We start from the raw sequence: 12,442 nt of genomic DNA on the forward strand, positions 1-12,442 counted from the left end.
AAGTTGTGACTGTAAACATAGATTAATAAATATCTGGCGAAATTCGAGTTAAATTAACTAAGTAAGCCTTAGCCAAATATCTCCTCAGTCAAAGGAGCATCAGAGCAGATATGCCAAGAACCCAGAAAAATGATAACTTTATAGATAAGTCCTTTACTGTAATGGCGGATCTAATTCTCAAGCTCCTGCCAGCTAATAAACGAGCCAAGGAAGCTTTTGTTTATTACCGAGATGGCATGTCGGCACAGACAGAAGGAGAATATGCCGAAGCTCTGGAAAATTATGAAGAAGCTTTACAGTTAGAAGAAGACTCCAACGATCGCGGTTATATCCTTTATAATATGGGGTTAATTTACGCTAGTAATGGCGATCGCGACAAAGCCTTGGAATTATATCATCAGGCACTTGAATGTAACCCTCGTCTTCCCCAAGCATTGAACAATATTGCCGTCATCTTCCACTATGAAGGAGAAAAGGCAAAGGAAGCTGGAGACGAAGAGGGAGGAGAAGCATTATTTGATAAAGCTTCTGACTATTGGGTTAGAGCTATTCGCATGGCTCCCAATAATTACATCGAGGCTCAAAACTGGTTGAAAACCACAGGTAGAATGGAAATTGATGTCTTCTTTTAAAGATTTAAGTAAAAATCACTAAACTTATGATCGATAGGGAACAAGTGCGTAAAGTAGCCCATCTGGCTCGTTTAGAATTGACTCCAACAGAAGAAGCCGAATTCACTACTCAGTTAGGGGATATTTTGGACTATATAGAGCAATTGAGCGAGCTTGATGTCAGTGATATAGAGCCAACAACCAGGGCAATTGACGTGATTAATATCACGCGAGAGGATGTACTTCAGCCTTATCAAAATCGGGAAGCAATTCTCCAAAGCTCACCAGAACAAGAAGGGGACTTTTTTCGGGTTCCAAAAATTCTCAGTGAAGAATAAGTAAAATATTTCTAAAGCTACCCAATTACCACTGACAACCAGTCTTTCTATTGCTACCATTGACACATATACAGAAACTCTATACAGAAACCCAGTCCACTATATTTTGTGTGTCAATATTCAACAAAAACTATTTACCTCCAATTGGGGGTATTTTTTTTACTTACTAGAAGTATCTGTTAACTGCAATTTTTCCTTCATTGCCGTTTCCAATAGTTCTAATAAAGAGTCCACATCCTTACCTATTTGTTGAAAACAGTCTGGTGGTGTTGACTCTGGTTGAAAATAAATTAACTGTATTTGCTCCTTACCAATACCAATCATCAGAACTTCTAATTCTGGCTGGTAATTATCAATAATTCCCAAGATTTCCTGTAACTTATTATCAACCCGATGGTTAAGAGATTCTATATGTTCTTGGGGACAATAAACAAAATGGGGTTGGGGTTGTAAATCAATACCAATAGTACCCTGACTATTACCATTTTCTAACCATAAACCCCATGATAAAGCAGCCAATTCCTGTTGATGATTTTTGACAAATCTATTTAATTGATTACACCAATGATTGTTTGGTAATTGAGGTTTGTTTATACCCAGCATGATTTCAGTTATCAGTTATCAGTTATCAGTTATCAGAAAATGGCGACACTTAGCTCATAATTTTAAACCTGATTGAACGCGCCAAAGATTGGCATAAATTCCATGCAGTTGCAAAAGTTCTTCATGGGTTCCCGACTCTACTAATTGTCCCTGTTCCATGACATAAATACAATCAGCATTGCGGATAGTGGAAAGACGATGAGCGATCGCAATTGTAGTTCTATTGACAGTAATTCTTTCTAGGGATCGCTGGATAGCAGCTTCAGTTTCATTATCCACTGCCGATGTTGCTTCATCCAAAATGAGAATGGGGGGATTCTTTAATATAGCCCGAGCAATGGCAATTCTCTGCCGTTGTCCCCCAGATAATTTTTGTCCCCTTTCCCCGACAATGGTGTCATAGCCATCAGGTAATCCCGTAATAAAATCATGGGCTTCCGCTACCTTTGCCGCCATGATAATTTCCTTATGATTAGCATCAAAAGTACCATAGGCAATATTCTCGGCGATTGTACCGTGGAATAAGAATACATCCTGGCTAACTAAGCCAATACATTGACGTAGATCCCGTAAATTTAATCTGTGAATATCAATGCCATCAAGGGTAATTCTGCCCGAATGTACTTCGTAAAATCGCAACAATAATTTAACTAAAGTACTCTTTCCAGAACCAGTGGTTCCCACAATAGCAATGGTTTCCCCCGCAGGAATAGATAAAGATAGATTTTGCATCACGGGTAATCTATCTGCATAAGCAAAAGAGACATTCTCAAATACCAATTCACCATTGACAGCATCAACAGTTAAAGAAATATCTCCAGGATGAATAGCTACGGGAGTATCTAATAAATCCATTACCCTATTTGTAGAAGCCATCGCCCGTTGATATTGGTCAAAGGTTTCACCTAATCTAGTTAGAGGCCACAATAATCGCTGAATCAAAAAGACTAAAACACTATAGGCACCCACAGAAATTTTACCATCTACCGTTGCCATGCCTCCAAATATCATTAATGCTGTAAAACCCACCAAAATCAGCATTCTAATTATGGGGATAAACGCTGCTGACAATTTAATTGCTTGATTATTACTCCGTCGATATGCCTCACTTTCGGCTGTTAAACGTTGGCTTTCATAATCTTCAGTTGTAAAACTTTTGATCGTAGTGATGCCACTTAAATTATTAGATAGCCGAGCATTTAACAACCCTACCTTTTCCCGCACATCAGCATAGCGAGGAGCCAGCAAATCTTGATAGGTAAAAGTTCCCCACAAAATAAATGGGATGGGTAACATCGCCATCCATGCCACACTAGGAGCCACAAACAAGAATGCACCACCAACAATTAACACAGTGGTAGAAACCTGCAAAATATCATTGATCCCAGAATCTAAAAACCTTTCTAGCTGGTTAATATCATCGCTGAGGACAGACATTAAACCACCCGTACTACGTTCTTCAAAATATGCTAGTTCTAACTCCTGTAAATGGTTATAAGCATCCAATCGCAAGTCATGCTGAATATTTTGTGCTAAATTGCGCCAAATTCTCTTGTAGCCATACTCAAACAACGATTCCAGCACCCAAATAATCACCGTCAGGAAAGAAAGGATTAAGAATTGCCAAAAAATATCTCTTACCCCCAACCGGGCAATGATAGAATCTTGCTGCTTCACGACTACATCCACCGCCACCCCAATTAGGGCTGGTGGAGCTAAGTCAAATAGCTTATTTAAAATAGAACCAGCAGTAGCCAGTTTCATTTGCTGACCATACTGTTGTCCGTAGTCAAGCAAACGCTTGAAAGGGTGGGGCTTTCGCCTTCTTTGCGATCGCCGGTTAGATGTGAATGTCTTAGCCACAACCACTTAAAATTTGTGTGATGAAGATACTACTACGTTGCTAGCCATCATATTTCATTATCAAGCCGAAATTCTTTAATAATTACCAAGGAGATAAAAATTTGAAAAATCAGCAATTAGATAGTTGGCAAAGTGCAGTTCTAGGCATCATAGTGGCAGTATTAGTAATATTCAGCCTCAATTCCTTTGTGATTATTAATCCTGGTGAAGCTGGAGTTCTCAGTGTTTTAGGTAAAGCCAGAGATGGAGCTTTACTAGAAGGCTTCCATATCAAGCCACCACTCATATCTAATGTTGATGTGTATGATGTTACAGTGCAAAAATATGAAATTCCCGCCCAAAGTTCTACCAAGGATTTACAGGAACTATCTGCCAAATTTGCCATCAACTTTCGTATAGATCAACAAGAAGTAGTGGAGATTAGAAGGAAACAGGGAAGTCTGGCAAATATCGTCTCCAAAATTATTGCTCCCCAAACCCAGGAATCTTTTAAAATTGCGGCTGCGAGGAGAACTGTAGAGGAAGCGATCACTAAAAGAGATGAGCTCAAGGAGGATTTTGATAATGCTTTAGATCAACGCCTAGATAAATATGGAGTAATTGTGTTAGATACTAGTGTGATCGACTTAGCTTTTTCTGTAGAATTTGCCAAAGCAGTGGAAGAGAAACAAATTGCTGAACAAAAAGCTCAGAGAGCAGTCTATGTAGCCAGGGAGGCAGAACAACAAGCACAAGCAGACGTAAATCGTGCTAAAGGTAAGGCAGAAGCTCAAAGACTGCTAGCGGAGACATTGAACGACCAAGGAGGAAAACTAGTTCTGCAAAAAGAAGCCATTGAAGCTTGGAGAAGTGGTGGCGCTCAAATGCCCAAGGTGATTGTCACAGGTAGTGATAAGGGTGGCAGTATACCGTTCATTTTCAACTTGAGTAATATGCAAGATTAATTGCATTTTAATATGATTCCAGGTAGATATCCTAGTCAAATCTCTAGTAAACATTAATCAAAAATCAAGCGATTTATGACCAGGCAAAATCAAATTCAGATCACTATCCAAGAAGCGAAAAAAATCCTCAATAAGTTTAATTGCGTGGATATTGCTCCGAAAATTAAGCCATCAGAAAAAGGATTGATTCGTCGGGCTTTACTCTCCATAGCCAATTTGGCTGATTACAAGATTTTGGGTATTTGTGCTGATACAGCCGAGGAAGGATTACTGGCGATGAAAACTTATTCTTTGGCTTTGGGATACGAACCACCAACCGGTTTACCCATGATTGAAGGTCCTGTTTACATTAAGTTAAATGGCAAAAATGGCATTTGTCATATTGATTCCTATGCTGGGCATCACCGTGGAGTTTTAGTTTCTTGCCAATCTTATTCCCATGCAGGAATTAATGAAATGTATGGTCATCTCCCTCTAGATTTATTTGTTTAAAACTCAATTTCCGGGGTGCTTATTTTTATCGGTGCATCGGGGTAATTTATTGGTAGTTCAAATAACAATTTTGGATTTTGGATTTTGGATTGACCCCATGTCTAAAGTCATGAAATCATGAATAATTGCGAAAGAGTGCTTATGCATCGTGGCACAATTATTAGATTATTTGTCCATAAAAATAAATTTAGGGGCTTATATTCTTCAAATAATCCGAAATTACCAACAAATTATCCATTTTTCCAAATCTCAAATCTAACATCGTATGAGTGTAATTACGCTACAATCAGTCAGGAAAGATTTTGGCATCAAAGAAATCTTAAAAGATGCCAGTTTAAGTTTAGATGCTACTGATAAAGTAGGCTTAATTGGCACTAACGGTTCGGGAAAATCAACCTTGTTGAAAATGATTGCGGGGCTAGAACCAATTGATAGTGGTCAAATTTTAGTCCCTGCTGGTACAAGGATTATATACTTACCCCAACAACCGGATATAGATAGCGATCGCACAGTTTTAGAACAGGTGTTTGCTGATAGTGGGGAGCAAATGGCTGTAGTCCGGGAGTATGAGGACATTTCCCACCATCTAGCTACTCATCCAGACGACGAGCAATTAATGTCCCGTTTGTCCTCGGTGATGCAAAAAATGGATGCAACTGGTGCATGGGAGTTGGAAACTAATGCCAAAATTATTCTCTCCAAGTTAGGAATCACTGATTTTGATGTCAAGGTTGGTACTTTATCTGGAGGTTATCGCAAGCGTATTGCTTTAGCCGCAGCCTTACTATCAGAACCAGATTTCTTACTCATGGATGAGCCCACCAACCACTTGGATGCTGATTCTGTGGAATGGTTACAAAGTTACTTAAATCGCTATCGTGGTGCTATATTACTGATTACCCACGATCGCTATTTTCTGGATCGAGTTACCAATCGAGTTGTGGAAATTGACCGAGGAGACATTTATACATACTCCGGTAACTATTCCTATTATCTGGAAAAAAAGGCTATGGCAGAATCAGCAGCAGCCAGCAGCCAGCAAAAATTTCAGGGGGTGTTACGCCGGGAATTAGAATGGTTGAAAAGGGGACCAAAAGCCAGAAGTACTAAACAAAAAGCGCGGATTGATCGAATTCATGAAATGCAAGACACGGAGTTTAAACAAACTCAGGGAAAGGTAGATATTGCTACACCTAGTCGTCGCATTGGGAAAAAGGTAATTGAAGTTAATTCGATTTCCAAAAGTTATGGCGAGCGCACATTAATTAAAGATTTTACCTACGAATTTAGTCCAGAGGACAGGGTAGGAATTATTGGTGGTAATGGTGTAGGAAAATCAACCTTAATGGACATGATTACCGGGCGCTTACAACCAGATACAGGTACTGTAGATATTGGCAGTACCATCCACATCGGCTACTTTGACCAACATTCCGAAGAATTATTGTCAGCTCTGAACGAAAATCAGCGAGCTATTGAATATATTAAAGAAGAAGGGGGAGCATACATCAAAATAGCTGATGGAACCCAAATTACTGCTTCCCAAATGTTGGAGCGATTCCTGTTTTCCGGAAACCAGCAGTATACTCCCATTCATAAACTTTCTGGTGGTGAAAAACGGCGTTTATTTTTATTACGGGTGTTGATGAGTGCGCCCAATGTTTTAATATTAGACGAACCGACTAATGATTTAGATGTGCAAACATTGGCGGTATTGGAAGAATATTTAGAAGATTTTAATGGCTGTGTAATTGTAGTTTCCCACGACCGTTACTTTTTAGATCGGACAGTGGATAAGGTTTTTGTGTTTGAAGAAAATGGCAAAGTTGTACAATATCCTGGTAATTATTCCGTATATTTAGATTATAAAAAAGCTCAGGAAGCGAAGCAACAGCAAGCTGATAAAATAGAAAATAAATCAGAAAAAAAAGTAGTTGGAAACAATAACTCCCCATCTACAGCACCAGCAAACAAAAAACGACGAATGTCTAATTGGGAGAGGAAAGAATTTAGTGAATTGGAAAGTAAAATAGCCCAGTTAGAAACAGAAAAAGCAGCAGCAGAAGCCACAATGATAAATGTTGTGCCAGGAAATTATAGCCAAGTACAACAACTGTATGAACAGGTAGAAACTCTCAAAAATCAAATTGATACAGCAACTGAACGTTGGTTAGAGTTAGCAGAAATGGACTCTTGAGAATCGATTTTTATTCACTACTACAGCTTTCTTTAATTATTATGGATTGAGATAAGCTGTTGTGTCGTTTTGTGTTTTTTTAGTCTAAAATCCAGATCTGCAATAGGTGGAGAAAGCCGCCCTTGGTCAAAAAAATCAGTGGGGAGGTGTTAATTACCGGGTGTATGGCTGCGCCAGATAAACTCTCAGCCACGGTTTAACTCTCTTTGCAAATCATCCATATCTACTACAAACACATCTACCTGTTCCCGCGCCAGGATTGCAAGGAAGTCGCGGCGATTTAAACCTGCAATTTGGGCAGCTTTTTCCTGGGAAACTTCACCTTTTTGATACCAGTATATAGCAGCAGCAAGGCGCATATCACGGACAAAATCATCTGGGGTCAGGCGACGGGTTGAGAAGACTTCTTCTGGTAAGTCTAGATTTACTTTGGTCATAGTATTTTTAACTTAATTACTTATTACTAAAGTCCTTATATGTGAGGGAAAGTTCATAACTTAAATCATTAAAAAATTTGGCTAAGGACTCTGCTTGGGATTTACTTACTTCCCTTTGACCATTAATTACCTCCCTGACTTGTTCAACAGAACCGAGAACTTCCGCTAAAGTAGATGAATTTACGTCAAACTCATGCATTAGTGACTCTAAAGTAGCCCCAATTGTAGGTTCACCTATTGGATAATGTTGAGCCTCGTAAGTCTCAATCAGAAGAACCAACAAATCAAAAAGTTTGGTTTCAGCCTCTGTCAACTCGCCAGACATCATCCCCTCTACTATAGTCAGGGCTACGTTATACTCTTCAAGAGTTTTAATTGGCTTAGGCTGATACTTAATTAGTAAATCAGTATAACTTTGTTGACTAGAAGTAGGGGTCATCTTTCCACCTTTCCTTATCATACTCAGGATGGGTAAGAACGTATTTAATAAAAATTGTTTGGCTAGAATATCTAATGTCTACAATCAAACGATAGTTATTACCTTTGATATTGAACACAGTAAAGTTACCAACTGCTTCTGCTTTAGGATACCTTTTCTGAACATCTAGTAAATTAGACCAGTTGGCTTTAGATGCAAACTTATACCAATCATTGAGAGCATCTTCAGAATCAGCGTGCTGAATTCAGAAGTCCCGTAGTTTCACTTTGCTGATTACGTGCATCCTTTCTGCCTATTTTCCTAATTTTAAAATCTTTCTGCCCCAAAACGAGTTAATTACAGTACTTTATCTTTCGCAGGTGGTACAATACCCAATTTATTTAATTGAACATCAATTTCTCTGAGAACTTGAAAATCCTCTTCCGGTAAACTACCGCCTTGATTATGTGCTGACAAAAAGCCAAAAGCTTGTCTAAATTGCTCGGGAGTAGCGGTAATTGGAGAATCTAAGTGACAAGGAATAATTCGCTGAAAGTCCCATTGTGCCACCCTGTCAGCCCAACTCAGGGTTTTCCTAGGGGCGCGATTGAGAATCAAAGCCTGTAAAATTGGCGCTACGAACAAACGACCATTTCCCCGCAAAGCATCAAAAGAATCCTGCCAATGTGGTTGCCATTGGAAGGGGTATAATCCCAAGTAGGCTTTTACAGAACGGTCTGAAGCTTGGAACGCATTACGGAAAACTTCACCCCAGGGAGATATTTCCAAAGCCCTAGGACGGAAATACATAGAAAATAAGGCAATACGTTGCCATCCCTGGAGACGATTACTATAGTTATCTACGATCGCATCCGTAGATTTATCCCGAGCATGAAATAATAAAGGATATGGATCTAATTGAGCGATCGCTGGTGGTTCTGCAGGGATGGAAACTATGATATCTGTCACCAACAGACTACGGGAAGCTTTGTGGAAAAATCCTACCTCCCCAAACTTACCAGTTCCTAATTCAAGGGGACCAAGAATTGCATAATCAAATTCCTTACCAAAGGGGGTTTGATTGCTATCTGGCGGCAAAATATGAGTGCGTTTTGTCGGCAAGCCCAACCAACTGAGGGGTAAATTTACTGGGAAACTCCACTGACCGGGAGCAATAAAAACCATTGACTGAGGGAACTTACGGGCGAAAGGCCCAACAAAAACTTTATGCTCTAAGCCTGAGATTGTTGGTAAAATAATATACTTTACATTACCATGCACTTTCACCAAATCTTGTAGTAAATTGATGCATTCCCTAGTTGGTGCGATGGGTGCATAAACTAGTAGTCCTCCCGTATCTAACTTGACAACAGTCATGCGGATGGGAACTACAACGTATAAAATACCCTGTAACTGTTCAAAAGTCCAGATCGTATCCCTGACAACTTCCTGGCGAATCGTCCGTCGTTGACTAAATGGATAGATGGGTACAGTAAACCAGAACCGCCATAAAAAGTCCTGGGGGTTAGTTTCTTCCGTATTTACTAATTTTCCATCATCATCCACTTTACTAAACCTAATGACTACTACGTTGACAGCTTTCTACAAAGTCCGCAACTCAATATTACTTCACTCTCTGATGTAGGAGTTTTGCAAAATATCGGCAAAATGGTCTATATATCATGATGACCCAATATGGTCATAGATCAAAGACTTATAAATAAAAACATCCCATACTTGTCAATTTCGCCAATAACCGTTAACCATCAATCATTTATAAAACTGTCTGTTTGCTTTTCTTCTGGCAGTACTAGTAGTATCGGATACTTTTGCCATTTGTACTGCAATTGTTCTATGACTTATTTGTTAACAACCAAACCACTACGAAATGAAGTGTACATTTAGTAACCAGAGTTAAAAATATATTTTAATATACAGCTTAAATCTGAAACAATAAACATAACAAAATGGTATATACCGCTACGCGCAAGTAATAAGTAATAAATAATAAGTAACCATTTTACTGTTCATAGATTTGCTGTTTCAAAAATGTTCTAACGTACTTTGTTGTGCTATAAATAATACCTTTACCAATTATTTTTTGAGAAAAAACATTTGCAGTTAAATATTACATTTCTAAAAAATTTCAGTTATATATTTGTTTTATGGGAAGTTATATTGTATTTTAAATCATCATAAATACTCACAATATTCATCTCCAAAAACATGGGCATGAGAACGCTGCGTCTGTACGATTTTTTACCTTCTGGTAATTGTTATAAGATACGTCTTTTGTTGACACAAATCGGTATGCCCTTTGAGAGAATAGAAATGAACATCTTAAAAGGAGAGACTCGTACCCCAGAATTCTTAGGTAAAAATCCCGTCGGTAAAGTTCCCCTATTAGAAATTGATTCTGAAAAATATTTGTCAGAGTCCAACGCCATATTAATTTATTTGAGTGAAGGTACGGAATTTTTACCATACAATCCTTTTCTCCGGGCACAGGTATTACAGTGGTTATTCTTTGAGCAATACAGCCATGAACCTTTTATTGCCAAATCCCGGTATTGGATATCTATTCTGGGTAAACCAGAAGAATACCGTCAGTTAATAGAACAGCAAAGAGAGCCTGGGTATAAGGCGTTAATGGTAATGGATAATCATTTACAGAACCATCATTTTTTTGTAGATGAGCGTTATACAATTGCTGATATTAGCTTGTTTGCCTACACCCATGTAGCCCATGAGGGAGGATTTGATTTACACAAGTTTCCTGCTATTCAAAGATGGATAGAAAGGGTAAAAATCAGCTAAGTCATATCAGTATCAATAATAATAATTTACTATCCTATGACTCCTAGCCTTCTTGGCAAACTTAAGTATTTCAAAATACATTACAGATAGTTTGGTGTTCGCTGAATTAACATAGCGAACACTTTTTTAGAAAAAATTTTTCTCCGACTCAGTTTTGATTCAAAATAATCTTTAACTCAATGCTATAGCGCTACGCGCAAGTAATAAGTAATAAGTAATAAGTAATAAGTTTACTGTTCATAGATTTCAGGGTTCAAGAATGTCCTAACCTAATTGCGTAGTGCTATATATAGAAAGTAATGATATTAATTTTTTAATTATGGGTGCTTATGGGATCATCGCATTTGCCATTTAGATAGAAGGCTAAAAGCTTGAGGTTGATGAGAAAGATGGATAGATATTTTTGAACATGACCTTAGTTACCATTGAGGCTGAGAAGAGATTAAATCTATAATTAATTCTTGAGGTAAGGGATGAGAAAAGAGATATCCTTGAGCATAATCACAATTTAAACTTCTCAGTTGAGCTAATTGTTCTGGGGTTTCCACCCCTTCTGCGATCGCAGTCATGCCCATAGAATGAGCAATACCAACCATTGCAGGTACTAAACTCATATTTTCCTGATTTTCTTGCATTCTTTTGACAAAAGATTTATCAATTTTCAGGGATTTGAAAGGAAACCTATGCAGGTAACTTAAGGAAGAATATCCCGTACCAAAATCATCCATAATTATAAAAATATCTCGTTCTTTAAACTGATATATAATATTTTTTGTAGCAGCGCTATTTTCCATGATTACACTTTCTGTAATTTCTATTTTGAGATTAATCGGATTAATTCCAGTCTGCTCAATAATTTTATCTATTTGTGTGATTAATTCTGTTTGCGAAAACATCCGAGCGCTTAAATTTACACTTAAGCATAAAGAATTATCAGCGATTAATTTTTGTTTATACCAATTAGCAATAGTTTGACAAGCTGTTTGTAAAACCCAGAGATTAACTTCATTGATTAAACCGATTTCTTCCAATGCAGGAATAAATTCAATGGGAGGAATTAAACCCTGATGAGGATGTTTCCAACGTACTAATGCTTCAAGTGCAGTAATTTTACCTGTAGATAAAGAAATAATCGGCTGATAATAAACTAAAAATTCTTGCCGTTCTAGAGCTTTTCTCAGATCATTTTCTAATTGTAAAAGTTGAATTGCTTCTTGATACATTACAGGATCGAAGACATGATACCTTCCTCTTCCTAGAGCTTTAGCCCGGTACATTGCCGTATCTGCATCTCGTAACAAATATTCAGGTTTATCATAATCACGGTTCCCCCAATTAATGCCAATACTGGCATTCATGAATACTTCATATCTAGATAAATTAAAAGCTATAGACAATTTTTTTAAAATTGATTCAGCAATCATAATTGCTGAATCAATATCAATAATATTCTCTAGCAGAATACCAAATTCATCTCCTCCTAATCTAGATAAAGTATCAAATGGGCTTAGAGATGTTTGTAATCTATGGGCAATTGCTACTAGTAATTCATCCCCCACTAAATGACCTAAAGAATCATTTATTACTTTGAAGCGATCACAATCTAAAAATAAGACAGCAAACTTATAACTAGATTCTTGCTTGGCTTGCTGAAGTGCATTTTCTAATTTTCTAATAAATAAAACTCGGTTAGGTAAGCCTGTAAGAGAATCATGTAGTACT

At 37.8% G+C, this 12,442-nt stretch carries 13 protein-coding genes; 6 read left to right on the plus strand and 7 right to left on the minus strand.

What is annotated here, in order from left to right; genetic code table 11:
• The first annotated feature begins 110 nt into the window (after positions 1-110).
• On the plus strand, positions 111-632 hold the full coding sequence (locus CALSC_RS19160) for a photosystem I assembly protein Ycf3 (RefSeq protein ID WP_088242888.1): 522 nt from the start codon (positions 111-113) through the stop codon (positions 630-632).
• A gap of 26 nt (positions 633-658) precedes the next feature.
• A complete protein-coding gene (gatC, locus tag CALSC_RS19165; protein WP_088242889.1) occupies positions 659-949 on the plus strand; it encodes an Asp-tRNA(Asn)/Glu-tRNA(Gln) amidotransferase subunit GatC in 291 nt (96 codons plus the stop codon).
• Between the two features lie 159 nt (positions 950-1,108).
• Here gatC and ccmS read toward each other — a convergent pair whose 3' ends face one another.
• Both ccmS and CALSC_RS19175 read right to left on the minus strand, forming a co-directional pair.
• Entirely contained in the window at positions 1,109-1,555 is a 447-nt protein-coding gene (gene ccmS / locus CALSC_RS19170) for a beta-carboxysome assembly chaperone CcmS (protein WP_088242890.1), read from the minus strand.
• Positions 1,556-1,606: 51 nt separating this feature from the next.
• Positions 1,607-3,316 (minus strand): ABC transporter ATP-binding protein, encoded by a 1,710-nt coding sequence (locus tag CALSC_RS19175; protein ID WP_407641955.1) that lies wholly within the window; start codon positions 3,314-3,316, stop codon positions 1,607-1,609.
• A gap of 200 nt (positions 3,317-3,516) precedes the next feature.
• Here CALSC_RS19175 and CALSC_RS19180 point away from each other — a divergent pair, with 200 nt between their 5' ends.
• The 3 genes from CALSC_RS19180 (at position 3,517) to CALSC_RS19190 (ending at position 7,048) form a co-directional block, all read left to right on the plus strand.
• Positions 3,517-4,359, plus strand: coding sequence for a prohibitin family protein (locus CALSC_RS19180; protein WP_088242892.1), 843 nt, complete (start codon positions 3,517-3,519; stop codon positions 4,357-4,359).
• A gap of 75 nt (positions 4,360-4,434) precedes the next feature.
• Positions 4,435-4,851 (plus strand): DUF1824 family protein, encoded by a 417-nt coding sequence (locus tag CALSC_RS19185; RefSeq protein WP_088242893.1) that lies wholly within the window; start codon positions 4,435-4,437, stop codon positions 4,849-4,851.
• Between the two features lie 265 nt (positions 4,852-5,116).
• Entirely contained in the window at positions 5,117-7,048 is a 1,932-nt protein-coding gene (locus tag CALSC_RS19190; protein ID WP_088242894.1) for an ABC-F family ATP-binding cassette domain-containing protein, read from the plus strand.
• A 185-nt stretch (positions 7,049-7,233) separates the two neighbouring features.
• Here the strand turns inward: CALSC_RS19190 and CALSC_RS19195 are convergent, their stop codons facing one another.
• From CALSC_RS19195 to CALSC_RS19210, 4 genes are all read right to left on the minus strand, one after another.
• Entirely contained in the window at positions 7,234-7,485 is a 252-nt protein-coding gene (locus CALSC_RS19195; RefSeq protein WP_088242895.1) for a UPF0175 family protein, read from the minus strand.
• A 16-nt stretch (positions 7,486-7,501) separates the two neighbouring features.
• On the minus strand, positions 7,502-7,924 hold the full coding sequence (locus CALSC_RS19200; protein ID WP_088242896.1) for a helix-turn-helix domain-containing protein: 423 nt from the start codon (positions 7,922-7,924) through the stop codon (positions 7,502-7,504).
• On the minus strand, positions 7,908-8,168 hold the full coding sequence (locus CALSC_RS19205; RefSeq protein ID WP_235006858.1) for a type II toxin-antitoxin system HigB family toxin: 261 nt from the start codon (positions 8,166-8,168) through the stop codon (positions 7,908-7,910). Before CALSC_RS19205 ends, CALSC_RS19200 begins: the two co-directional genes overlap by 17 nt.
• 92 nt (positions 8,169-8,260) lie before the next feature.
• Positions 8,261-9,469, minus strand: a complete 1,209-nt coding sequence (locus CALSC_RS19210) for a DUF4336 domain-containing protein (RefSeq protein WP_088242897.1) — start codon at positions 9,467-9,469, stop codon at positions 8,261-8,263.
• 666 nt (positions 9,470-10,135) lie between these two features.
• Here CALSC_RS19210 and CALSC_RS19215 point away from each other — a divergent pair.
• The gene (locus CALSC_RS19215; RefSeq protein ID WP_088242899.1) at positions 10,136-10,720 is read left to right on the plus strand and encodes a glutathione S-transferase family protein; all 585 of its coding nucleotides are present in this window, start codon (positions 10,136-10,138) and stop codon (positions 10,718-10,720) included.
• A 419-nt stretch (positions 10,721-11,139) separates the two neighbouring features.
• Here CALSC_RS19215 and CALSC_RS19220 read toward each other — a convergent pair.
• A partial coding sequence (locus CALSC_RS19220) for a putative bifunctional diguanylate cyclase/phosphodiesterase (RefSeq protein WP_088242898.1) occupies positions 11,140-12,442 on the minus strand: 1,303 nt, incomplete at its 5' end.

The sequence above is a fragment of the Calothrix rhizosoleniae SC01 genome (assembly GCF_900185595.1).
Taxonomy (GTDB): Bacteria; Cyanobacteriota; Cyanobacteriia; order Cyanobacteriales; family Nostocaceae; genus Calothrix_A; species Calothrix_A rhizosoleniae.